Origin of the sequence: Lysinibacillus sp. FSL P2-0066 (assembly GCF_037969495.1) — a bacterium.
Lineage (GTDB): Bacteria > Bacillota > Bacilli > Bacillales_A > Planococcaceae > Lysinibacillus > Lysinibacillus boronitolerans.
Genome location: NZ_CP150202.1, coordinates 1868009 through 1890045, shown reverse-complemented (window position 1 = coordinate 1890045; position 22037 = coordinate 1868009). Strand labels below are relative to the sequence as shown.

Here is a 22037-nt window from a genome sequence, read left to right as displayed (position 1 = left end):
TTCCTATGATATTATAATATAGCGTAGTCGGTTCTTTTAGCCATCTCACGAGAAAGAGTAGATTTTCGCTAAATAAAAACGCCCGATTGTAAAAGACCCAAAATTACACTCTCTGAAAACCAAAAATATATTTCAATCATACGAACAGGCAACGAATTTCTTACTTTTTGTTCTTTTGATATACAATAAAAGTAAGGCCATTTAATAGCAATGTAAAAATGAGAAGAACTGCTGTGGCGATCACGACTGCACGTGTGGTGTCCAGGAGTGCCGTCCAATCCTCAATTTTTACTAAATGATATTGATAGAACATCTGGAAGCTAATTGAAATAGCGCAGGCACTGATGCTGAGAACGGAAAGGATGCCCCAATTAGCATGTTCATGCTTATTATTTCCCATTAGATAAATAACTGGAAGTATCCAAGCGATTAGTCCTAGTAAGAGACTGCCAATATTAAGCCAACCCATCATAACGAATCCCTCTTTCTATTTGTATTGCTGTTTAACAATACTTAACGGTAAATTGTGGGAAAGGTTTCAAATAACTACATAAATAAACGCGCCCGATTGCCGAAGACATTATTCAATTAAAACTACCCTTATAAACTTTATCTTTTCGCTTCACTTGTATATGTATAAATATTTTCACTATTACTATACCAACTATTCCACCAAGTATATTACATAACAAGTAAATAGCATCTACAGAACCAATGTTCCTAGGAACTAAATTAAACGACCCTAATAGGAGACGTAAAAGCTCTATACCTAAACAACACAATATCACTATTAAAATGGCTTTATAATTAAAATGGAAAAGAACGAATAAAAATATCCCTAAGGGGAGTAATAATAAAAAATTATAAACTATAGATGAATAGCTCCACAAATACATATTGAAGTGGATACTATCAAAAATTCCAAACCAATCATTAGCTGTAATAAAACGTCTACTCTTGTCTTCTGGATTTAGAGGTAAAAGTGTTATTCCCCCTACTTTAATTTGAAGTAAACATAGTAAATAGAAAAGAAAGCTGTATAAAGTAACACGTCTTTGATTACTCTTGATTTCTTTTCTAAAGTAATCAAGAAATACATCTATAAAAATATAGACCAACAACACTAAAAATCCGAAAGGAACAATATTATATAGAACATAGTTTGTATGCAAGTAAACACCTCCCAAATTTTGTAACAACTATCATTTTACTTATTTTAACAATGTTAGTCAAATAGTGTTCTTCCACTACCATTTTTTCATTTAGCTGTTTTTATTGTCATTATAAAAAACACCCCCATAGACCACCATATCTATAGGGGAAAAAACGGTACGATATTAGTATGAAGTTTAGTAGGTTACCTCGGAATCTTTTCGCTTCGGAATAAGTGCAGTAAAAAGTGCAATTAAATTAGGTGGAATACTAAATAATAAAAATAGCCAGTTTGTCGTCAGGATCGAGATGATCGTGAATACAATAATGGACGTAATGAAGACGAATAGGCCCACCTTCACACGCGAGGGCTGTAACGGGGCTGCGCTGGACATATTGATGGTCAAAATAATCCCAATGATTCCCCAACTCGCTACGTGTGTTAATAAAAGGATACCTAAAACCATAGCAGTGCTTAATTCAATGCCAAAATTGAGTAACGTAAAGAAAACATACAGCGCTCCTAATGTCACATACCATGAATAGGATCTCGCCTTTTGCCAAATATGATAGTACAGCTCGTCTAAACCTCTATTTTTTCTAGCTTTCTGTCGCCCGAACCACCATCCAAGAAGTCCACCAATCACTCCCCCATACAATCCAATCATACCCCAGATATTAATCTCCATTATTCATTCTCCCCTCTTCAAATATAAACACTTCTTCAATTGTGCTATTGAACGCTTTGGATATGTTGTAGGCAAGCTCTAAGGATGGATTGAATTTGCCTGATTCAATAGCAATGATCGATTGCCGTGAAACGCCAACTTGTTTCGACAATTCTTCCTGCGTAATCTTGTTCAATTTTCGTAATTCTCGAATTCTGTTTTTCATAATGCCTCCTTTATAAATGTAAAGCAAACTATACATTTAATGTTAAGTAAAGTTTACTTTACATCACTTCGTATGTCAAGCAAACTTTACAATTTGATTTTTAGTTAGATGATATGGCAATGTCGAGTAAAGAACAACAAAATTCTATTACTATGTACTATTTTCGGAAAATTTGATAAATTAATAGTAAGGAATGTTTTGAGCGTTACAAAAAGGAGGTTATTCAAATGAGTAAAAAAGAGCTCTTGCAAAATGGAGTCAATCAGGTTTTTTACGAAGAGGAATGGTACCCACCGTTATCAGAAGCATTAAAGAATCTCACTGCTGCGCAAGCTAGTTGGCAACCAGAAGGAAATGCTGCTAATACGATTTGGGAAAATGTAAACCATTTATTAATCTTTAAAGAGCGCTTACTTTCTCGCTTACATAAAGATGAGACATTTGTTGCTCCACAAAATAATGATGAAACGTTTGTCCAAGGCGGTGCTCATGATGAAGATGCTTGGCAAGAAACAGTGAATCGAACCCTTCACGTACATGATGCCTTACAATCTTCATTAGCCTCCCTGCAAGAAGAGGCATTAGATCAACCTAGTCCCGCTCTTCCAGTTTGGCAACAATATTTAAATATCCTTTTGCACGACGCTTACCATACAGGACAAATTGTCCAACTTCGTAAACTACAAGGATCATGGCCAGCTAAGCGCTCCTACTTATAAACGATGATTCCAATTGGTGATTGAAAAGCAGATGCCCCCTCAAGTTAGAGACAAACTACTAACTATAGGGGGCATATCATTTAATTCGTTTTCATTATCCATCTTAAGCTGTTTTTCTACCATAATCAGTGGAACATCACTAATGTCGAGAGTGGTTTTAGTAAGTTTACAAGTCTATCGGCTTACCACCTGTCACTCCATAAATCTGACCCGTGATATAACTTCCTTCATCCGAGGCCAAAAGAACATAAACGGGTGCAAGCTCTACTGGCTGTCCTGCACGGCCGAGGGGCGTATTTTGGCCAAACTCAGGAATCTCTCCTTCTAATTTCCCGTTATCTAGCTGAAGCGGCGTCCAAATCGGGCCAGGTGCAACACCATTGACACGGACACCTTTAGAAGCAAAGTACGAGGATAGGGATACCATAAAGTTGCTTATTGCACCTTTTGTCGCGGCATAATCCATTAAAGATGAGGATGGATCGAAAGATTGAACCGATGTGGTGGTGATAATTGCACTTCCTGGTTCCAAGTGTTCCTCAGCAGCTTTTACGGTCTCGAACATGCTGATGATGTTTACTTTGAAAGTGTCTTGCACTTGTTTAATTGTTAAATCACTTAGGGATGGCTGTGCGATCTGTTGCGCAGCATTTAATACAAGAATGTCCAATCCGCCAAAGGCCTCCACTGTTTTTGTAACAATCTCTGTCGCTGTGCCATCTTCTCGTAAGTCATATGGTAGCAGTAATGCTTTTCTGCCTGCTTTTTCAATTAACTCTTTAACGACGTTGGCATCCTCCTCTTCACCAGGGAAGAACTGGATGGCTACATTGGCGCCTTCACGTGCATAGGCAATGGCGGCAGCACGACCAATTCCAGAATCGCCTCCAGTAATCAAGGCATTGCGCCCTTTCAGACGATTGTAACCTTTATATGATTCTTCTCCACAGTCAGGCTTGGGGATCATTTCACTCTGTAGCGCTGGCGTGTTTTGTTCTTGATTTGGAAATTTTTCGGTATGAAATTTCTTGCGTGGATCGGTTAGATGTGGATTTCCCATCAACTATCATCTCCTATCTTGATTAATTAGTAACAAACACTTTGCGTGCTTGCACTATTTAAATCCTGTTACATTTTGTTGAATACCCTCTGATCATTTACTTTAAACAGCTTCAGATTTATTACCCTCTTCCTCCCATGATTGAGTCATTTATTTTTTCCTTACAAAAGAAAAAAACACCCTATGTAAGCGAGCAGACTAGTCCAATGTTGAAATGGATAGTTTGAACACTTACATTGAGTGTTTTAAGAACCTCTATAAAGTAGGTTATGAAAGATATTTAATATCGCTTTGTATGTTTAAAGTAACGCCTCAATTGCTTGAGCTACTTGCTCTTCTGTTAAATTGTGACGCACAATGTAGCGGTTGCGTGCATGCTTTGTACATTCGATTGTACAGCCACCTAAATGCTTAGCTTCATTTTCTTCAGATGCGATGATTTGCTTGTTACATTCAGGGTTTGCACAGTTAATGTAACGCTCACAAGGTTCCCCATCATAGTGATCACGGCCGACAATCACATGCTCTACTTGATTGATTGGCACTGTTAAACGCTCATCAAATACGTACATTTGACCGTCCCATAGTTGACCTTTCGCAACAGGATCTTTTCCGTATGTGGCAACACCACCATGTAATTGACCAACATTGCCAAAGCCCTCACGTTTCATCCAACCCGAAAACTTCTCACAACGAATCCCGCCCGTGCAATAGGTTAAAACATTTTTCCCTTCGAATAGCTCACGGTTTGCACGGACCCATTCTGGTGTATCACGGAAGTTCTTTACCTCTGGTCGAATCGCACCACGAAAATGGCCGACATCATATTCATACGTGTTACGTACATCTAATACTACTGTATTTTCATCTTGCATTTCAGCAAGGAATTGTTCTGGTGACAGGTAGCGACCTGTTAACTCATGTGGGTTGACGTCTTCTTCTAAGCCTAAGTTGACTAACTCAGGTCGTGGGCGTACGTGCATTTTTTTGAATGCATGTCCTTCTGCCTCATCAATTTTGAAAACAATGCCTTCAAATAATGGGTCTGCTTGCATGTTTGCCATGTATTGTTCTGTTTGCTCAATCGTACCAGAAACAGTACCGTTAATGCCCTCATTGGCTACTAAAATACGACCTTTTAGACCGATTTCTTTACACATTTCTAAGTGCATTGCTGAAAACGCCGCTGGGTCTTCAATCTTCGTGTAATGGTAATATAATAAAACTTGATAATTCATTGTTTTCCACCTATCATTTCAATATTTGCAGGATATTCCTGATAGTGTCTTTTACGACTTATTAACCATAAAGGAAAATCCGTTAATATGCTATCGGTAATTAGACTGAAATGAGTAGAAATAATTTTTCCATATTCCGCTAGATGAAAAAAGACATATTCATTAGTTAAACAAATTTTATATTTTTCTTCACCGCATTTTCTACTAAAGCATAGAGAAAACCCGCAATTCCAAAAAAGAGCATAGAATTGACAATGCTTACATTATATTCTTCTATAAATCGCGAATCATAGATGATTATGCAGGAAAAAGCCCCTATTGCCCCACCACATAAAGTAAAGGAAGCCACTTTATACAGCCAATTTTTCATAAAACGACTCACAAGCAATGTTAGTGGTAAAAATGAAATCGGATAAAGAATAAAAGCAAAAGAGCCCATTAAGAACATATAACCAGCTCCTAAATCTCGAAATCCCGTCATATATTCTGATGTTCTGATTTTTCTTCCTTCTAAAACCTCTAAGCCAAATCCTGCTAAGGCAAACAGCACTATAAAAGGAATCCACATGATTAAACAATGATAGAAAGTTTTCATTCTAATCCTTCCCCTTATGAATTTTTACTATTGGTACAATTATTCCTCTTAATATATCCAACGATAATTGTGGAAGAAAGTTACAATGTTTCTTTGAGTGATCATCAAAAGCTCAAAAAAAGCATATTTTAGGAATTGATACGCCTAAAATATGCTCTTTCTCTTGTATTCTTCAACTTAAAACACAATCCCAATAATGATTGCCGATAAAACACTTACTAGTGAAGCACCATAGAGCAATTTTAATCCAAAGCGTGCCACCACATTGCCTTGCTTTTCATTTAACCCTTTTACAGCACCTACGATAGTACCAATCGAGCCAAAGTTAGCAAAGGATATGAGGAAAACAGAGACAATGGCTGCTGTACGCTCACTAAAGCTGTCTTGGATTTTAACGAAGTCCAGCATGGCAACGAATTCATTTGCCACAAGCTTTGTCGCCATGATACTACCAGCATTCACAGCTTCATGCCACGGTACACCCATGACGAAGGCAATTGGGGCAAAGACATAGCCTAGGAAGCCTTGGAATGTGATGCCGAAAATGCCATTAAACACACCATTAATGAGGGCAATTAACCCAACAAAGCCTACTAACATAACCCCGACGATGATGGCCACCTTAAAACCGTCCATAATGTATTCGCCTAGCATCTCAAAAAATGTTTGCTTTTCACCTTCTTGCACTTCGATTATATCTTCCTCCGCTTGCACTTCATACGGATTAATGATCGAGGCCACGATAAAACCACCAAACAAGTTTAATATGAGAGCTGCCACTACATACTTTGGCTCTAGCATCGTCATATAGGAGCCCACAATGGACATCGATACCGTTGACATCGCAGAAGCACATAAGGTATAGAGTCGATGCTTTGGTAAAAAGCCAATTTGATTTTTTACTGAAATGAATACTTCATTTTGCCCTACAATTGCCGCAGCAACCGCATTATAGGATTCTAGTTTACCCATCCCATTGATTTTACTTAATACGAAACCTATATATTTAATAATAAACGGTAGAATTTTATAATGTTGCAATATGCCGATGATGGCTGACATAAATACGATTGGCATTAAAACATAGAGGAAAAATGTATGTGCGCCTTCATTCGCCATCCCACCGAATACAAAATTTGTGCCTTCGTTGGCATATTCAAGTAGTTTTGCAAAGCTATCAGCAAATCCTTTAATTAAAAATTCCCCAATACCTGTTTTCAGTAATAGAAACCCTAAAACAAGCTGGATAACAATCATCACAATGATTGGGCGGTATTTAATCTTTTTCTTATTATTACTTGCAAGCCATGCTAAAAATAGCACGAGTAGTAGACCTACTATCGAAATGATATAATGCATGTTGTCCCCTCCGTTACGAACAATGTTTTCAAATGCCTTTTCTTCCCATCCAGCATAATCCCCTACTCATCGATGATTGTATGAAGTGCAATGTCCACCATATCAAAAAAGGATTTTTCACTTTCCTCATGCGTTAAGCTTTCGTTTGTTAATAATTGACTACCGACCGTCAAAATAGACAATGCCTTTACCCCATATTTTGCGGCTAACGTATAGAGAGCGGTGCTTTCCATTTCTACTCCTAAAACACCGAATTCCATAAACTTATGAAGCCTGTCTAATGTTTCACGATAAAATTCATCTGAATTATAAATGTTGCCAACAAAGACATTCCCCTTTTTTCCTTGTGCTTGTTGAAACGCTTTCATTAATAAGGAAAAATCCGCTATTGGGGCATAATTATTGCCGTAGAAAATTTTCTCCGTCAAATTACTGTCTGAAGAGACTGCTTGGGCTAATATGATATCTCGGATTTGAATATCCTTTTGCATCGCACCACATGTGCCGATACGAATCAATTTCTTCACGCCATAATCGTTAACCAGTTCAGTACCGTATATACTCATCGATGGATTCCCCATGCCCGTCCCCTGCACGGAAATCGGCACGCCTTTGAATGTTCCTGTGTAACCATACATTCCTCTTACCTCGTTATAGCAATAAGCATTCTCTAAAAAATGTTCTGCTACAAATCTTGCACGTAATGGGTCTCCAGGTAGCAAGACACGCTCAGCTATTTCTCCCTTTTTTGCTCCTAAATGTCTACTCATTTTCATACCTCCAAAAACATGTCATTTATCTTAAATCCAATTAGGTAACCGTTTTCATTTACCAATAAAAAATACCCATAGCCATTTCCAACACGAACTCTTTTACAAGAAATCTGTTCAGAAACTACTATGAGTATAAGATTTAATGATGATGACAAACTAGACCAGATTGTTACGTAGTGTACAGGAAATAATTGACCAAATTATCGAAGCAGTTCCTGACGAATATTATCTAAATCCCTTTTGGAAGGAATCGTGGATATAATAACAACTGGCACTGTCGTTAAGGCAACAGGGAAATTACTTATGACAAAATCAATGTGATGCTGCTGTACCATTTCATCCGTTAACCCCTTCATAATAGAGGTATTAATAATCAGCTGGTCCCCAATTTCATTCTTGATTAAATTGGCGATATAATGGCGGATTGAAAATTCCTCTCCAATGACCAAGAAGGCTCGTTTACTTTTATAACGTAGCCCTGAACGAACAAGTAAGGTAAGCTTGGTTAAATGAAAGTCATTATATAGGACAGCAGGGTACGCTTTTTGCCACGTCTGCATACAGGTCTGCATATCTTGGTAAATTTGCTGACATTCAATTTGAACATAGTTTGTTAAATTACTTTTTGAAATCATCAGCCATTCAGGGATGGCATTATCGATTAAAAGCTTGTCCAAGAACTCATATACCTCCAAGCTAAACCGCTCATTCATATCCAGATTTGGGTAAGCCTTGGCCAATAGGGAGAACAGCTGCTGCGCCATTTGATCGATTTCTTTATTCTTATATAATTCGATTTCCTTCATTGGCGTCATGTCTGAGCCTTCATAATAATGATATTGGCTTAGACTAAATAGAGATTGCATAAAAAACAATTCACTCCTTGGTAATTCAATCGAGAATTTTTCTTCCAGTGCCTGTGTAAAGTCTTTTACTGGCAAATAGAACATTCCACTTTCCCAAGCATAATCATCCTCCGTAATTTTGACATAGTTTCCCTTTCTCGCTCTTTCCAATACAATCGCCACTAAAAAGGATAATTTCCTTTTGGAATTAATAAAATAAACAATGCTTTGCTCATGCTCTATATGCGTGATGCATTGATTGATAAAATCAGCATCACTATTGGTAAATGGCCATCCTGTATACTCATAGGCATCACCATATAACTTCCAGTAAAAGTAGCGAATATTCAATTCGTTTCCCTTTATGGCTGGCGTCGAGTATGTGATGCGTAGCTTATATGGCTTCAAATCATGATTATTTAGTTGCATAATCAGCTTCTTCAACGAGGAGGTGCTCATATACATCGCCTCTGCTAGCTCCTCCATCGAAAAATGTTGCCCATTGATAAACAATAAGTGCATGAAGCGATAGAAGATGGTTTGCCTGAACATGCTAGTAAGCACTTCACTAACGGTTGTACTTCGCCCATCGCGTTGTAGAAAAATTCCCTTTCCTCTAGATACGTCAATCGTCATTGCTACTGGTAATTGCCGATTGATTTCTTCTACGAGCTTACGTATGGTCTTATCCGAAATATGTAAGCTTTTTTCCACCTCCGCTAAAGTAAACCACCTTTGTTCAGAATCTAGCAACAGTAATAATTGACTAGCTAATTTGAATTCCTTATCCACGTTCTCACCCTATCCATCATTCACAAAAAGGAACATACATCGGTTGCTGTATGTCCCTTTTCGCCTTTATTTCATATACGTATTCAATACTTTTTCGATGTCTGTATTAAGCTTGTTAACATCGACCGCAGTCACGGGCTGATTGACAAGCTGATATTTTTCTTTTAGCTTTACGATTCTTTGGACACTTTCATTGATGCGTTCCTCTGTTATTTCCCCATTGCTGACGGCTATCTTTACCGCTTCTATCGCTGCTGTAATATTGGCATATTCATGAGCGATTAAAATAATATCACTACCAGCCTTGATCGAATCGACAGCTGCTTGCCCGATCGCATAATGATTCGTGATAGCTTTCATCGTCAAATCATCAGTCATAACAACACCATCAAAGCCCAGTTGCTTTCTTAGCATACCCGTGATAATTTCCTTCGACATGGAGGAAGGGTACTGTGGATCGATCTTTGGCAATAAAATATGTGCGACCATGACGACATCTGCACCATTGTTAATGGCCTCTTTAAATGGGACAAGCTCTAGCTGATTCAAATCGTTCAAGCTTTTTGTCACCTTTGGCAATTCTAAATGGGAGTCCACAGATGTATCACCATGCCCAGGGAAATGCTTAACGACAGGAATAACCTGCTCCGACTCCAGACCCTTCATTGTTTGAATGCCCAATTTGCTGACGATAGCTGGATCATTGGAAAATGAACGATCCCCGATAATCGGATTATTCGGATTGCTATTGACATCTAATACGGGTGCAAAGTCCAAATTGAAGCCAAATGCCTTTAATTGCTCCCCTAATAATTGGCCTATTTCAAATGAAAACTTGGATTGGTTAATGTCCCCAATTTTTTTGTTCGTTGGGAAATTTTTTAAAGCGCCTGGTAATCTGACTACTTTGCCACCCTCTTGGTCGGTGCCAAGGAAAAGTGGTAGCCGATTATTCGAATTGGCAGCCATTAAGTCATTCATCAACGTGACCGTTTGCTGGGGTGTTTCAAGATTATTGCCATAAAGAATCAAGCCACCTACTTTTGCCTTTTGAATGAGGCTTGTTGTCTCCTGCTGAAGCGCCGTACCTGACACACCCGCAAACATCATTTGACCGATTTTCTCGTCCAATGTCATTTGTACCACTGTATCTGGTGCTTGTGGCTTCAGTTCTGTATAAACCGAAATATGATGAACCGCAGGATTGGCATCACTGTCAGTCGGTTTCGGTAAAATCCACTTTAATTGATAGCTGGCATTTACTTGGTAGACAAGAATAATTTGATTGGTTGATGGATCCTGGTAGTAACGAACTTCATCAGGTTCACCCAACTTATTTTTAATTGCTGCTAAACGAATGCTTTTGATATTCTCTTTCGATGAACGGATATCGAAGGCCTGTGAACCTCGATAGCCAATCGTCACATCCTCGTAATCTTCATATTGTCCATTGGCGGATTCCGTGACCTGCTGTGGTTCTCCCCATTGCTCACGAACCGCTTGTTGTTGTGTATCTCCTGCTGCAAATGGCACTTCAGGTACTTTTCCCTCTCGCGCTAATTGAGCAATAGTCTGTATGAGGGCCTCTACATTCTCTGAACCACCTTCCTGTTCGGACGCATCCTCTTGAACGGGCGTTGTCTCAGGATTTCTAGTCGGCTGTGTGACTGGCCTCATTTTCATGCCGATAAAAAAGGCCAGACCCATTAACATCAGCACAAGAACTAGCAGCAAACCACGTCTACTTTTATGCATGTAAAAACCTCCTTCACCAAGCAATATGGCGACATCGATAGAAATCTATCAACTAACGTTATCATAACTGCCACCTGAATTCAAAGCTCACGTAATGAACAGAATCGCGGCCTTCTATAGAAAATATTATCGTAAGCTAGCAAAAATACAAAAGAAGATGTTAAAATATTCACATAAAGGGGGATATAACATATGGGGAAATTAAGTAAAAGAAATATATTGTGGATTGTGCCAATCGGTATCTTAGCGGTATTTTGGTACTTCTATGGTCCACAAAAGGATATTACAGATAATGAATACATTACATACGTAAAAAACTATTCCTATGAAAATAGTACAAAAACTTTGGAGAGTGCCTTTGCCTCTGCCTGTGAAAATCCATATTGGGTTTATTTTGAAACACAAAAGGGACAGGATGTTGTAGAGTTTGAGGGTGATTGCACGGTTAACAATGAAGTAGCCAAGGTGAATGTACAGTTTCTTGTAGACAACGACATCACAAGTGTCCAATCAGGTGCAATGCTTGTCGACAGTAAAATGCAGGAAGAAGCAGACCGCGATCAATTTTTGCTGGCAATTACTAAATAATCCCTTATAGTTATGCTATAAGAGTTTTCTCTAGGAAAGCGGATAAAATGTGCAAAGTAGTGGATAGCAATCCTAAAGTGACGGATAGAAAGTTAAAAGTGGCGGATAGATCCTGTAAATTGAAGGATAGCTCTGGGGATGCTGAATCGAATAAAAATGGAGAGGGTTGAGCCTCTCCATAAGATGATCCTTATTTTTTCTTGGCGATCCAAATCGTCCATCGATCCTTTTCAATGATGGAAGCTTCAGTGGTAATTGCATTCCTTATATGCTCAAGAAGGGACGATAATTGGGTGTCATTTAACTCATGTAATAGACTACGCCCCACTCTGCCTTGTAAATCGGCCAATAATTGCTCCTTATTAGCATAGACCTGTCTCGTCTCCCATAGTTTGAGTTCACTAATTTCTTGAAAGCCTACTTCTTGTAAGCTTTCTGTCACCAACTGACTAGTGTGTCTGCGCTCTACTTCCTTTTGAATAAGCGAAGGAAAACTTTCAAAGAAATAGCCCCTTATATGATGAGCATCCCCTGGAAGTAAGCAATCCTCTGGGGTGCGATCCTGCACGATAAAATAACCGCCTTGCTGTAAAAGCCGAAATGCCTCTTGAAAGCATGCTTTGACATCTTGTATGTGATGAATTAAAGCTCGCTCCAGCACGATATCAAAAGTATCCCCTGAAAGCCCTGTATTGAAAGCACTCCCTTGGACAAATGTGATTTGCGGATAAGCCCGACAATTTTCTTTCGCTCCGTCCAGCATGGCTAGTGAAAAGTCTACACCTGTTACAGATGCCACCCCCAAATCGACAAGAGCCTTGGCATAAATCCCTCCGCCACAGCCGATATCCACTGCCTTTCCCATACGATGAAAAGGAATATGTGTCGCTAACGCTTCCTTCCATGAGCTGTCTGCCTGTCTTGTTGTATAAGACGTACGATGTTGCTGATTGTGGAAATCAATACCCATTCTCTTCATCCTCCCTCTTTATTTTAGTGTACTAGTAGATCACCCATAAGAAAAATCTATAATTATTATAAAAATACATAAGTTTACCTTATCAAACGAAAAACCCATGCAAGGATATGCATGGGTTGAGCTACCATTAACTATTTCGAATAGAATGGGAGGACTTTAATATGGTCCGTTCAATTATTCTAATTTCGTTATTTAGTTTTGTAATCGCCGCTTCAATTTGTTGATAGCGCTCCATTCGCTTGACCTTCTCTGCTGGAATGGAATCCTTTAAAGCAGCCTGTCCCGCGTATAGGCTTGACAGTAAATCTAGCTTTTGAAAATAAGCTGTGCTATATTGCTCCATAACACCCAGCCCCTCATCTGTTACATTTTACACAAACTTATAAAAATTGTTGTTCATATAAGAAATATAACCGAAAAAAGTACCCTCAAAACTCCATCTAAATTATTATTTATTATCCATTTCTAAGTAAATTATTATTCTATAAAAACGCTAAAGCTAAATTATTCATTTTTTTTTAACAAAGAATAGATAAATGTATCATGTCCCTGTCCCTTTTGATACATATAGTCCCTCAATATACCTTCCTGTTGGAATCCAAGTTGAATTAAAAGCTGGGAGGATGCCTCATTCTCTAAAAAAACAACGGCTCCAATTCGGTTTAAGTTCATATTCCCAAAACCATAAGTAATTACTTTCTGTACGGCTTCTTTTGTATAACCCTGCCGCCAATAATCAGGATGAATTTCATAGCCAATCTCTGCTCGTCGATGTGCCGCCGACCATAGATGAAAGCCAACTGTACCAATCACTTCATTCGTATCTTTTCGTTCAATGCCCCATCGAATTCCACGCTTTTCCTCAAAATTTTTAGCAAATTGCTTAATTAACTGCTCAGCCTGCTGTGTGACAGCAAAAGGCTCCTGTCCATAATAGCGTGTTAAAGCCTCATTGGAAAAGCAACGAAAAATCGCAGGAACATCCTCCTCTGTGAGTTCTCTTAACCTAAGTCTTGCTGTTTCTAATTCTGGAAACATGCTGTTCCCCTCCTCTACCATCCATATCATTCGCTACTCTTTCTTCAAAATCCTTTTTTGATAACATAAACGTGCAAACCTAAAAGTAGGCTTGCACGTTTGATTACCCAAAAGCTTGTGCTGCTAGAGCAAATAATGTTTGATTTCGTGTAGGCATTTTTTTGGCATTACGGATCATGACAGGTGGCGTTGCAGCCAACATAAAACCACTTTGTTGTAAAATTGGACTAAGTTCCTTTTGGATAGCTGGACAGTCGATACGTAATTTCCCCTGATGGCCCTTAGCCAATTCATTAATAATGTGATGTGCTATTTCCATACTTGGCGCAACGATTGGCCCTAAAAGAAGATAAATTGGCCCAGCGATCGTTAAGCCATAGCCAATCATTTGGTTGTCTTGATTTTTTACAACAACACAGCGCTGTGATTGCTGAATTCTTTTACGCAAAAAGATTCTTCTACTATCCCCAAAGGCTGCTGCGTCAAGTTTAACAAGCTGTTCAAAATCCTGTTCTTGAAATTCTTTGATGGTGCCTAAAAAATCGGCTTCGCTGGTCGTCTCAACAAATTTGTCTGCCAAATATTTATGTACATGCTCAACAGTCGTGAAGCCCATTTTTTGATATAAAGGTTCTCCCTCTTTCGTAGCTACGAGCATAATCGCTGTTTCCGCTGAAACACTATCGATACAGGCTTGCGTAACAATTCTACCTAAGCCAAAACCTCTGCATTGCTCATGTACAATCACCATGCCAATGGAGGCTACATTTGTGTCATAGGGAATAATAGCTGCACTGGAAACAATTTTCCCTTCCATATTTTTATGTCCAACTATTCTACCTGCTGCCATAATCGTTTCAATTTCATGGGCATCGTAATCCCATCCAACGGAAGCTGATAGCTCGATTAATCCCTGAATATCAGTAGAAGTAAATAAAGTTAGCTCAAAATTCAATTAGATACACCCTCTGTCATTCAAATTTAAAAGAACATCCGTTCTATTTTACAAAATCCCCCTACCATATACAAGCAATATCTCTTAGCTTTAGCAATTATTACTATATAATTATTGTAAAATAGCCTATAATAGTTGCTAGACTATGCACTCCTACTTCAAGCATATAAAGGTGATTTCAACATGACATCCTATGAACGTATTCTTATAATGGTCCCGCCGTTTCCCTAGCTACGCAATCTACTTGTAACGAACAAAGTAGAATTTTGCTTGTAGGAGGGCAATATGTTGAAAAAACAGGCAGTACCATCTTTATTATTAATGATTGTTCTTGTGGCTTTTCCACAAATTAGCGAAACGATATATACCCCATCTCTACCGGATATTGCAGCTGCACTTGGTGTAGACTTTAGCTCTGTCCAATTAACCTTAAGCATCTATTTTATTGGCTTTGCACTTGGTGTTTTTTGCTGGGGATGGATTTCTGATTTTATTGGCCGTCGACCTGCCATGCTAGGCGGTTTAATTTTTTATGGCATAGGTAGCCTACTTTGTTTTTATGCAGAGTCAATCCCTTTTCTATTGGCAAGTCGATTGCTCCAAGCGTTCGGCGCTGCCACTGGCTCCATTATTACGCAGACCATATTGCGTGAAAGTATGTCAGGTAGTCAACGCCATGCCATGTTTGCTCAAATTTCAGCCGTCATTGCCTTTACCCCTGCGGTAGGGCCATTAATCGGTGGTTGGGTGGACCAAGCACTAGGCTTTCGGGCCGTGTTTTTTGTCCTTGTCATCATGAGTATCTTGTTGTTTATCTATGCTTATTGCAGACTTCCAGAAACAACTGACCCTGCAACAAGACAAAGAACGGCGATTTGGCCTGTCGTCAAACGCATTTTTGCTTCACCCATTGTGCTTGTCTATGGTTTGCTAATTGGAGGCATCAATGGTGTCCTATTTAGCTACTATGCCGAAGCACCCTTTATTTTCATCGAGTATTTCCAGCTGTCCCCTGGCCTGTACGGCTTTCTTGGTATCATTGTTGCCCTTGCTTCCATAATAGGGGCTATGATTTCAAAGCGACTCGTCATCGGCCATCCCCCACAAAAAATCATCCATGTTGGCTGCTTGGTAATGCTCGGTGGCACTTTGCTTTTGACTATCGTTTGTACCCTGCCATTGCACGCGAGCATGATGGCCATTGGTATACTGATTACTATTTTTATCACACTGCTAGGCTCAGGCATTGCACTTCCTAATTGCTTAAGTTTAGCGTTAGTAGATTTTCAGGATGTCATTGGCACAGCAGGCGCTATCTTTAGTCTCGGCTATTATTTACTTGTCAGTGCCATCACTTCTGGTATGAGCTTACTGCATAACGGTTCTTTACTGACAATGCCACTTTATTTCTTAGGTCTATCCTTAATGATGTGGCTTTTTGGGAGAAAGTTTATTCGATAATGGAAGAAAGCGGGCTTCTAATCCTATCGCTTTTAGATAGATGAAAGACTAGAACAAAACCTCTTCTCCGAATAGAAAAAGTGGGTGAAATTTTACTCTTCGTAAAATTTCACCCACTTTGATTATAGGGAGCTTAGCTCTAAATTTTTCCCACTGGCACCTATTGAATTTTCTCACTCAGTAGGCATCGTGCAGTGATCTAACTATCTCCTGATGCATAAAACTGATATAATAGATATACCATTAAAGTGAGGGGTGTTATTTATGAAAGAAAATTCATCCTTAGAACGTAAAAAGCAAGTGCAATTCGCAGTTGGTATGGCTGCCATTGACGGTGGAAAACCGAGCGCATTTACACAGAACCTCTTAAACCAATATGAAAATGGTCAAGTATCATCCAGCGAATTGAAACAAGCGATTGTTGAAAAATATACAAGGGCTTCACAGTAGTTTATGGACCCATATATTTATCCTAATACAAATGTCTTAATCAACAAATTAAATATTCGAGATGAACAACTATTGATTGACGTTGAAGCACAACTGTTAATCGCTGGGATTATAGATATTTCTTCTATCACGCAGGATATTGACTTCCACAAATATAAAAGTCTCCAAACGATTCATCACTTCCTTTTTCATGAGCTATATTCATGGGCAGGAGAATTCCGCACAGTCAATATTTATAAAAGTGAACATGTTTTAAATGGATTATCTGTTGCTTATAGTGATAAAGATCACATTGTATCTGATTTAAAAACTATTTTCAGTTGGTCTAAATCTAAGCAATGGAAGTATTCTAATCCTCGCCTTGTTGAGGACTTTTCTTCATTTATGACAAAACTTTGGCGTGTTCATCCTTTCCGAGAAGGAAATACACGAACGGTATCGATTTTCATGAAGCTTTTTGCTGAAGCAAATAGGCTAGACTTCAATGCTCAATTGCTCTCACAGTATGCAGGATATTTACGAAATGCACTAGTTCTTTCAGCAGTAGAAGAAGCTCCGGAACCACAATATTTATTGAAGATGATGACAGATGCTCTGGATGTAGCTGATTTCAATAAATTCAAGGCTGACGATGAAACGTCTAGTAATTATTAAGTAATTGGGCGTTATGATGTTTCCAAGTATAAAGAAAAGCCCTTTGAAACGGATTAAGGAATGATTTATTTACAGATTAAGTATGTTTTAGTTTTTTAATACGCTAAAAAGGATGGTGATTTGTAATTGAATCATCATCCTTTATATATATATTTGGCAAAAGGGATCAAATTAATTCATTTAAAACCTTTTACTCTTAGAAAAATCACCTCCTAATTGAAATTTAGTTTTTAACCCCATATTCAATCGAAGGTGTATTTTTTTATTTGTCTATACTGCTGAGGTCAGTCCTCAACATCAAGTTTCCACTTTTTATACACCTACTAGTTTTTTCTAGCTGCTTCTCCTATCCTTGAAAATAATAATCCAATACTTCCTGAGGGGTATGGAATACTTTATTGCTTTGTGTTTTATAAAGAAATTTGGGATTTGTACAGGCTTTCTCCAAACTTTTTGCTTGCTTTAGCTTATCTGTCATTTGCTCAATAATATCTGTGTAGCCATCGAGCTGGTTTGAAATTTTCGGTAGCATTGTCGGTGAAATATCTAGTACAATAGAGACTTGATCCTCAGCATAACTATTTAAATTGATAAAAAAGCATTCTTCCAAATGCTTTGAATGCTTATCTACATTAATGACAGCCTCTTGATAATTGGCGATTAACCCTGTTGATGTATTCGTAATGGTAAAGCCTTGCTGTGTCAAATGCTGTTCAACCAGCTTTAAAAACTGCTCGACCTCTTCATCTAGCTTCGGTGTAACAGTTGATTGAATTAAATCATTACACTTCTGATAAATGGTATCAATTTCAGACTGTTTTTCTACAAGTAATTTAAAATTGGACATTGAATACACGCTTCATCTCCCCTTTTTACTAAGGTAGACATTCATGAAGCGTTTTAGTCATGATCACGAAAAATAACAATTAAGGAGAAGTCGATGATTAGAAATTCTATCAAAGCCATCATCATCATGGACGGGAAACTATTACTAACAAAAAATCAAGATGTCGAGGGCTACTTTTATCTTTGCCCTGGTGGTGGACAGGAGCATGGAGAGACCTTTCACAAAACGTTGCAAAGGGAATGCCTTGAGGAAATTGGCTCCTCTGTTCAGATTGGAGAGCTATTATTTATCCGAGAATACATCGGACAAAATCATGAGCATGCCGCCTTTGACGCAGACGTACATCAGGTAGAATATTATTTCCTCTGTCAGGTAAATAAGCAAGCTTGTCAACCAACAAATCCAGATACTCTTCAAATTGGGACACAATGGATACCAATTGAAAAGCTTCATACTTATCGACTTTACCCAAAAGCACTTATCCAACCGCTACAGCAGTTTATACGAGGACAACAAACAACAATCTATTTGGGTGATGTCAATTAAAACAGGCTGTCTATAGAATAGACAGCCAATTCTTAAGCAAGCACTTTCACCATCGTATAGTAGCTACTGCCTGGTGGATAATCTTTAATTTCGCCCACTACTTGATAGCCATGTGCCTCGTAAAAGGTACGCGCCTGAAACTCGTAGGTTGTTAGTAGGGCCTTTGTTGCCCCCATATCCTTCGCTACCCATTCTGCTTGTGCTAAGAGCTTTTTGCCCATACCCTTTCCACGATATTCTTCACTAAACCAAAATTTATGTATTTCCACCCATCCCCAATATATCTCAGCCGTTATGCCACCTATCCATTGCTGTTGTTGATCTGTGACGATCAACTGTAAAGGAAGAACCGCACCTTGCTGTCTACTTTCACGATGATGAAGAGATTGCTCATTATTAAAGGCACGAATTTTTTCGCTTAAAAAATTCGTAAAATCCTCATGCTGTTCCCGTAAAACCTCTACTTGATATTCCATCTTGCTCCTCCTATTCGTAACGTTTTATCAGCTTGTCTTGATGCGCAGCAAAGATCTCTTCTAATGGAATATCGTACTGATTGGCAATCACTATAAGATTTCCTAGGACATCCCCTAGCTCTTCAATAAGCTCCTGTTTATTTTCTTCAAAGGATTGTGTTTTTTCATCTGGTCGATCTCTACCAATCTCGATTGCTCGAATCGCCCTTGCTACCTCACCTGTTTCTTCTGCCAAGAAGCCAATACGTGTAAAAATATTAAGCTCTGACCAGCCACGTGCTTCATAATAATCCTTTACCCAGCGTTGAAATTCATTTAGTTCCAATTTCGTTTCCTCCATTTCCTTCCTCTTCAAAATAAATTATACTATAAAAGAATTTGATCAGATATGGAGGAAATCAGCTATGAAAAGTATTGCCGTATTTTGTGGATCCAGTCTAGGCGCATCTGACGCTTATCGTCAAGGCGCGATTTTACTAGGTAAAGAATTAGCCAAAAGACAAATTACGCTTATTTATGGTGGTGCTTCTGTAGGCATCATGGCAACAGTAGCGAATACAGTGCTAGAAGAAGGCGGCAAGGTCATTGGGGTGATTCCGACATTATTAGAAGAACGTGAAATTGCGCATCAACAGCTGACGGAGCTGATTGTTGTAAAGACGATGCATGAGCGTAAAAGTAAAATGATGGAATTAGCAGATGGCTTTATCGCCCTACCTGGTGGACCTGGAACATTAGAGGAATTTTTCGAAGTATTTACGTGGAATCAAATCGGTCTGCTTCAAAAACCTTGTGCTATTTTCAATATGGAACGCTATTTTGATTTATTAATATCATTCTTTGACCATATGCAAAATGAACAATTTTTAAAAGCACAATACCGTGAGGCACTTATTGTTGATGAGGACGCAGCAGCACTATTAGATAAATGCGAAAGCTTTGTTCCTCCAGCAGTGAAAACTTATGAATTAAGCAAATAATAAAATGGTGAGGCTGGACCTAATTGGACTAACCTCACCTTTTTCATTCCCTACTATTCAAAATGATCCTATAATTGGTTTAAGAACTAGGAGGCGATGACTATGCAAAACAAAAGATTAATCTGGTCGTTCGGATTACTAGTAATCATTTTGCTACTTGTGTTTTATCGTAAACCGCACATTTCCTTTCATGATGCTGTACCTGAATTAAATACAGCTAGTATTCACACCGTTCTGATTTCAGATACGAGAGAAAAATCGTATTATATGGATGCAAAGGAAACAGAGCAACTGATCTTAATACTAGATAATCTAGTGATGAAAAAGAAATTTATACCGAATATACCCGCATTTAATACGGATGCTTATTTGATTTTCACTTCACCCAGTACAAATGAGTCTTTTACAATCAAATTGGATTATGCTAGAAATATCATTGGTATTAACGTGCATCCTAAAAATATGAAGCAATACATTGTCGTGGACAATACTGATTTATTTTTATTTGTTCAAAGCTTCTTAAACTAATCAGGTGGCTATATTATTTATCTATTGATTTCATCATCCCGCCTCTTCACTGCTACCACAGCAATCAATACCATTCCAAGCTTCACCAGGCCAATAATGGCATACAGACTAAATGAAAGAATCATTGGTAATAAGACGAACCACCACGACCATGTTATGACTTCTGTTAGCTTTAATACGATAAAGACAATCGTCAGCACCTCAGCAATGCCCATCTTTTCACCATCTTACACCCTATTCTTGACTATATAGTAACTATATACCTTACGATAAGGAACATCGAAGGAAAAAATTTCATTATTTTTTCTAAATCATACAACAGGAGGAAGTACGATGACGAATATTTTTGTAAAAAGTGAGTTTGCTCCTTTAAAACGAGTCGTCATGGCTCAATCGGAATTTGCTTTTCCAGCTAAAGAGGCTCCGACAGATGATGATTTTTTAACAGAAGAAACATTAGCGCTTTATGAAAGCGTAAATACACTAGGAAAAAATTTTAAGGACGTCTTTCCAGAAAGACAGCAGCAATGGGAATTGGAACGTGCAAATTTAAAAAAAGTATTAGAAAAATACGGTGTAGAAGTACAGGTACCAAGACGTTTAACAGACTATGAAAAAGAGGTAGGAAAAGAAGATGGCTATAGCAATTTCTTCGTTCGCGATCCCTTTTTCACCATCGGCCATCTCTTAATCGAGGGCTCCCTTCGATTCCCACATAGACGCAACGAAATTTTGCCAGTGCGCAATCTTTTAGTACAGGAAGCAAACGAAAATCAATGTTTCTATGTCTCCATTCCAAAGCCTGATACGGCAGATGGTTTAGATTCTGAAGCTGGCCCGTTTTTAGAGGGCGGTGATGTGTTAGTGTTAGATAAAACGATTTTCGTCGGGAATTCAGGACTAGCCTCCAATAAAAATGGTGTACAATGGCTGCGTAATTTAGCACGTAACTTTGATTATACGGTGGTCGAAGTGCCGCTTCATCCAACCATTCTTCATCTCGACTGTGCGCTTAGCCTCGTTAGAGAGGGGCTAATGATTGTCTGCGAGGAAGCACTCCTTGATGGTATTCCCGAACAGCTAAAAGATTGGGATAAAATTCACGTTTCCCTAGAGGATGCCGCCAAACTTGCTACTAACGGGTTACCTATTAATGAAGAAGTCTACATTACAGACAAAGAATTTACATGGATTGGTGAGCAATTAGCGAAGAGAGGTATCACCGTAGAATATGTTGATTTTACAATCTCTCGAAGCTTTGGCGGTTCTTTTAGATGTAGTACACAACCCCTATTACGCACGGATCTCTAGAAATTATCTCTCCCAGCTAAAAATAGGATGAATAATGCGCAA

General features: G+C 38.5%; 28 protein-coding genes. 9 read left to right on the top strand and 19 right to left on the bottom strand.

Annotated features, from left to right (window positions below; genetic code table 11):
• Window positions 1–160 precede the first annotated feature (160 nt).
• The 4 genes from MKZ14_RS09205 to MKZ14_RS09190 all read right to left on the bottom strand — a co-directional run bounded on the left by MKZ14_RS09205 (window position 161) and on the right by MKZ14_RS09190 (window position 2046).
• On the bottom strand, window positions 161–472 hold the full coding sequence (locus MKZ14_RS09205) for a hypothetical protein (RefSeq protein WP_016993679.1): 312 nt from the start codon (window positions 470–472) through the stop codon (window positions 161–163).
• A gap of 112 nt (window positions 473–584) precedes the next feature.
• Window positions 585–1172, bottom strand: a complete 588-nt coding sequence (locus MKZ14_RS09200; protein ID WP_333004596.1) for a VanZ family protein — start codon at window positions 1170–1172, stop codon at window positions 585–587.
• Window positions 1173–1349: 177 nt separating this feature from the next.
• Window positions 1350–1841 (bottom strand): hypothetical protein, encoded by a 492-nt coding sequence (locus tag MKZ14_RS09195; RefSeq protein ID WP_115674029.1) that lies wholly within the window; start codon window positions 1839–1841, stop codon window positions 1350–1352.
• Window positions 1831–2046 (bottom strand): helix-turn-helix transcriptional regulator, encoded by a 216-nt coding sequence (locus MKZ14_RS09190; RefSeq protein WP_279494689.1) that lies wholly within the window; start codon window positions 2044–2046, stop codon window positions 1831–1833. Before MKZ14_RS09190 ends, MKZ14_RS09195 begins: the two co-directional genes overlap by 11 nt.
• 227 nt (window positions 2047–2273) lie before the next feature.
• Here MKZ14_RS09190 and MKZ14_RS09185 point away from each other — a divergent pair, with 227 nt between their 5' ends.
• On the top strand, window positions 2274–2765 hold the full coding sequence (locus MKZ14_RS09185; RefSeq protein ID WP_048390596.1) for a DinB family protein: 492 nt from the start codon (window positions 2274–2276) through the stop codon (window positions 2763–2765).
• 166 nt (window positions 2766–2931) lie between these two features.
• Here the strand turns inward: MKZ14_RS09185 and MKZ14_RS09180 are convergent, their stop codons facing one another.
• The 7 genes from MKZ14_RS09180 to nagZ form a co-directional block, all read right to left on the bottom strand.
• The gene (locus tag MKZ14_RS09180; RefSeq protein WP_339280836.1) at window positions 2932–3825 is read right to left on the bottom strand and encodes an SDR family oxidoreductase; all 894 of its coding nucleotides are present in this window, start codon (window positions 3823–3825) and stop codon (window positions 2932–2934) included.
• A gap of 299 nt (window positions 3826–4124) precedes the next feature.
• Window positions 4125–5063, bottom strand: a complete 939-nt coding sequence (locus tag MKZ14_RS09175; protein WP_339280835.1) for a rhodanese-related sulfurtransferase — start codon at window positions 5061–5063, stop codon at window positions 4125–4127.
• 166 nt (window positions 5064–5229) lie between these two features.
• Window positions 5230–5658 carry a hypothetical protein gene (locus MKZ14_RS09170; RefSeq protein WP_312127282.1) on the bottom strand — a complete coding sequence of 143 codons (429 nt, stop codon included), beginning with the start codon at window positions 5656–5658 and terminating at the stop codon, window positions 5230–5232.
• 177 nt (window positions 5659–5835) lie between these two features.
• Window positions 5836–7017, bottom strand: a complete 1182-nt coding sequence (locus tag MKZ14_RS09165) for a NupC/NupG family nucleoside CNT transporter (protein WP_339280834.1) — start codon at window positions 7015–7017, stop codon at window positions 5836–5838.
• A gap of 62 nt (window positions 7018–7079) precedes the next feature.
• Window positions 7080–7787, bottom strand: coding sequence for a purine-nucleoside phosphorylase (gene deoD / locus MKZ14_RS09160; protein ID WP_312127068.1), 708 nt, complete (start codon window positions 7785–7787; stop codon window positions 7080–7082).
• Between the two features lie 203 nt (window positions 7788–7990).
• A complete protein-coding gene (locus MKZ14_RS09155) occupies window positions 7991–9427 on the bottom strand; it encodes a helix-turn-helix domain-containing protein (RefSeq protein ID WP_339280833.1) in 1437 nt (478 codons plus the stop codon).
• Window positions 9428–9493: 66 nt separating this feature from the next.
• Entirely contained in the window at window positions 9494–11182 is a 1689-nt protein-coding gene (nagZ, locus tag MKZ14_RS09150) for a beta-N-acetylhexosaminidase (RefSeq protein WP_339280832.1), read from the bottom strand.
• Between the two features lie 192 nt (window positions 11183–11374).
• Here nagZ and MKZ14_RS09145 point away from each other — a divergent pair, with 192 nt between their 5' ends.
• Window positions 11375–11770 (top strand): glucosamine 6-phosphate synthetase, encoded by a 396-nt coding sequence (locus tag MKZ14_RS09145; protein ID WP_339280831.1) that lies wholly within the window; start codon window positions 11375–11377, stop codon window positions 11768–11770.
• A gap of 190 nt (window positions 11771–11960) precedes the next feature.
• Here the strand turns inward: MKZ14_RS09145 and MKZ14_RS09140 are convergent, their stop codons facing one another.
• The 4 genes from MKZ14_RS09140 to MKZ14_RS09125 form a co-directional block, all read right to left on the bottom strand.
• Window positions 11961–12740: a class I SAM-dependent methyltransferase gene (locus MKZ14_RS09140; RefSeq protein ID WP_339280830.1), complete on the bottom strand. Its 780-nt coding sequence runs from the start codon at window positions 12738–12740 to the stop codon at window positions 11961–11963.
• 136 nt (window positions 12741–12876) lie between these two features.
• Window positions 12877–13092, bottom strand: a complete 216-nt coding sequence (locus tag MKZ14_RS09135; protein WP_016993664.1) for a hypothetical protein — start codon at window positions 13090–13092, stop codon at window positions 12877–12879.
• Window positions 13093–13253: 161 nt separating this feature from the next.
• Complete coding sequence (locus tag MKZ14_RS09130) at window positions 13254–13787, bottom strand: GNAT family protein (RefSeq protein WP_339280829.1); 534 nt, start codon at window positions 13785–13787, stop codon at window positions 13254–13256.
• 103 nt (window positions 13788–13890) lie between these two features.
• Entirely contained in the window at window positions 13891–14742 is an 852-nt protein-coding gene (locus MKZ14_RS09125; RefSeq protein WP_339280828.1) for a GNAT family N-acetyltransferase, read from the bottom strand.
• Window positions 14743–15030: 288 nt separating this feature from the next.
• Here MKZ14_RS09125 and MKZ14_RS09120 point away from each other — a divergent pair, with 288 nt between their 5' ends.
• From MKZ14_RS09120 to MKZ14_RS09110, 3 genes are all read left to right on the top strand, one after another.
• Window positions 15031–16203 (top strand): multidrug effflux MFS transporter, encoded by a 1173-nt coding sequence (locus tag MKZ14_RS09120; protein ID WP_339281013.1) that lies wholly within the window; start codon window positions 15031–15033, stop codon window positions 16201–16203.
• Between the two features lie 264 nt (window positions 16204–16467).
• Window positions 16468–16653 carry an antitoxin VbhA family protein gene (locus MKZ14_RS09115; RefSeq protein ID WP_016995489.1) on the top strand — a complete coding sequence of 62 codons (186 nt, stop codon included), beginning with the start codon at window positions 16468–16470 and terminating at the stop codon, window positions 16651–16653.
• Window positions 16654–16656: 3 nt separating this feature from the next.
• Complete coding sequence (locus MKZ14_RS09110) at window positions 16657–17307, top strand: Fic family protein (RefSeq protein WP_339280827.1); 651 nt, start codon at window positions 16657–16659, stop codon at window positions 17305–17307.
• Window positions 17308–17653: 346 nt separating this feature from the next.
• Here the strand turns inward: MKZ14_RS09110 and MKZ14_RS09105 are convergent, their stop codons facing one another.
• Window positions 17654–18154 carry a hypothetical protein gene (locus tag MKZ14_RS09105; RefSeq protein WP_244905005.1) on the bottom strand — a complete coding sequence of 167 codons (501 nt, stop codon included), beginning with the start codon at window positions 18152–18154 and terminating at the stop codon, window positions 17654–17656.
• A gap of 93 nt (window positions 18155–18247) precedes the next feature.
• On the opposite strand from MKZ14_RS09105, the gene MKZ14_RS09100 reads away from it, so the two are divergent.
• Window positions 18248–18700: an NUDIX domain-containing protein gene (locus MKZ14_RS09100; protein ID WP_258859260.1), complete on the top strand. Its 453-nt coding sequence runs from the start codon at window positions 18248–18250 to the stop codon at window positions 18698–18700.
• A 32-nt stretch (window positions 18701–18732) separates the two neighbouring features.
• Here MKZ14_RS09100 and MKZ14_RS09095 read toward each other — a convergent pair whose 3' ends face one another.
• Both MKZ14_RS09095 and MKZ14_RS09090 read right to left on the bottom strand, forming a co-directional pair.
• Window positions 18733–19176 (bottom strand): GNAT family N-acetyltransferase, encoded by a 444-nt coding sequence (locus tag MKZ14_RS09095; RefSeq protein ID WP_312127059.1) that lies wholly within the window; start codon window positions 19174–19176, stop codon window positions 18733–18735.
• A gap of 10 nt (window positions 19177–19186) precedes the next feature.
• Window positions 19187–19501, bottom strand: coding sequence for a MazG-like family protein (locus MKZ14_RS09090; RefSeq protein ID WP_026023570.1), 315 nt, complete (start codon window positions 19499–19501; stop codon window positions 19187–19189).
• Window positions 19502–19580: 79 nt separating this feature from the next.
• Between MKZ14_RS09090 and MKZ14_RS09085 the strand changes: the two genes are divergently transcribed.
• Window positions 19581–20156, top strand: a complete 576-nt coding sequence (locus MKZ14_RS09085) for a TIGR00730 family Rossman fold protein (protein WP_009371001.1) — start codon at window positions 19581–19583, stop codon at window positions 20154–20156.
• A 102-nt stretch (window positions 20157–20258) separates the two neighbouring features.
• Window positions 20259–20684: a hypothetical protein gene (locus MKZ14_RS09080; RefSeq protein ID WP_333004567.1), complete on the top strand. Its 426-nt coding sequence runs from the start codon at window positions 20259–20261 to the stop codon at window positions 20682–20684.
• A gap of 17 nt (window positions 20685–20701) precedes the next feature.
• Here the strand turns inward: MKZ14_RS09080 and MKZ14_RS09075 are convergent, their stop codons facing one another.
• Window positions 20702–20899 (bottom strand): hypothetical protein, encoded by a 198-nt coding sequence (locus MKZ14_RS09075; RefSeq protein ID WP_016993373.1) that lies wholly within the window; start codon window positions 20897–20899, stop codon window positions 20702–20704.
• A 118-nt stretch (window positions 20900–21017) separates the two neighbouring features.
• Between MKZ14_RS09075 and MKZ14_RS09070 the strand changes: the two genes are divergently transcribed.
• A complete protein-coding gene (locus tag MKZ14_RS09070; RefSeq protein WP_333004565.1) occupies window positions 21018–21995 on the top strand; it encodes an arginine deiminase family protein in 978 nt (325 codons plus the stop codon).
• The last annotated feature ends 42 nt before the right edge of the window (window positions 21996–22037 follow it).

Excerpts from the sequence above, each read along its gene's own strand:
- MKZ14_RS09205 (WP_016993679.1), bottom strand. The coding sequence starts at position 472 with ATGATGGGTTGGCTTAATATTGGCAGTCTCTTACTAGGACTAATCGCT.
- MKZ14_RS09195 (WP_115674029.1), bottom strand. The coding sequence starts at position 1,841 with ATGGAGATTAATATCTGGGGTATGATTGGATTGTATGGGGGAGTGATT.
- MKZ14_RS09190 (WP_279494689.1), bottom strand. The coding sequence starts at position 2,046 with ATGAAAAACAGAATTCGAGAATTACGAAAATTGAACAAGATTACGCAG.
- MKZ14_RS09185 (WP_048390596.1), top strand. The coding sequence starts at position 2,274 with ATGAGTAAAAAAGAGCTCTTGCAAAATGGAGTCAATCAGGTTTTTTAC.
- MKZ14_RS09180 (WP_339280836.1), bottom strand. The coding sequence starts at position 3,825 with ATGGGAAATCCACATCTAACCGATCCACGCAAGAAATTTCATACCGAA.
- MKZ14_RS09175 (WP_339280835.1), bottom strand. The coding sequence starts at position 5,063 with ATGAATTATCAAGTTTTATTATATTACCATTACACGAAGATTGAAGAC.
- MKZ14_RS09170 (WP_312127282.1), bottom strand. The coding sequence starts at position 5,658 with ATGAAAACTTTCTATCATTGTTTAATCATGTGGATTCCTTTTATAGTG.
- MKZ14_RS09165 (WP_339280834.1), bottom strand. The coding sequence starts at position 7,017 with ATGCATTATATCATTTCGATAGTAGGTCTACTACTCGTGCTATTTTTA.
- deoD (WP_312127068.1), bottom strand. The coding sequence starts at position 7,787 with ATGAGTAGACATTTAGGAGCAAAAAAGGGAGAAATAGCTGAGCGTGTC.
- nagZ (WP_339280832.1), bottom strand. The coding sequence starts at position 11,182 with ATGCATAAAAGTAGACGTGGTTTGCTGCTAGTTCTTGTGCTGATGTTA.
- MKZ14_RS09145 (WP_339280831.1), top strand. The coding sequence starts at position 11,375 with ATGGGGAAATTAAGTAAAAGAAATATATTGTGGATTGTGCCAATCGGT.
- MKZ14_RS09140 (WP_339280830.1), bottom strand. The coding sequence starts at position 12,740 with ATGGGTATTGATTTCCACAATCAGCAACATCGTACGTCTTATACAACA.
- MKZ14_RS09135 (WP_016993664.1), bottom strand. The coding sequence starts at position 13,092 with ATGGAGCAATATAGCACAGCTTATTTTCAAAAGCTAGATTTACTGTCA.
- MKZ14_RS09130 (WP_339280829.1), bottom strand. The coding sequence starts at position 13,787 with ATGTTTCCAGAATTAGAAACAGCAAGACTTAGGTTAAGAGAACTCACA.
- MKZ14_RS09115 (WP_016995489.1), top strand. The coding sequence starts at position 16,468 with ATGAAAGAAAATTCATCCTTAGAACGTAAAAAGCAAGTGCAATTCGCA.
- MKZ14_RS09110 (WP_339280827.1), top strand. The coding sequence starts at position 16,657 with ATGGACCCATATATTTATCCTAATACAAATGTCTTAATCAACAAATTA.
- MKZ14_RS09105 (WP_244905005.1), bottom strand. The coding sequence starts at position 18,154 with ATGTCCAATTTTAAATTACTTGTAGAAAAACAGTCTGAAATTGATACC.
- MKZ14_RS09100 (WP_258859260.1), top strand. The coding sequence starts at position 18,248 with ATGATTAGAAATTCTATCAAAGCCATCATCATCATGGACGGGAAACTA.
- MKZ14_RS09095 (WP_312127059.1), bottom strand. The coding sequence starts at position 19,176 with ATGGAATATCAAGTAGAGGTTTTACGGGAACAGCATGAGGATTTTACG.
- MKZ14_RS09085 (WP_009371001.1), top strand. The coding sequence starts at position 19,581 with ATGAAAAGTATTGCCGTATTTTGTGGATCCAGTCTAGGCGCATCTGAC.
- MKZ14_RS09080 (WP_333004567.1), top strand. The coding sequence starts at position 20,259 with ATGCAAAACAAAAGATTAATCTGGTCGTTCGGATTACTAGTAATCATT.
- MKZ14_RS09075 (WP_016993373.1), bottom strand. The coding sequence starts at position 20,899 with ATGGGCATTGCTGAGGTGCTGACGATTGTCTTTATCGTATTAAAGCTA.
- MKZ14_RS09070 (WP_333004565.1), top strand. The coding sequence starts at position 21,018 with ATGACGAATATTTTTGTAAAAAGTGAGTTTGCTCCTTTAAAACGAGTC.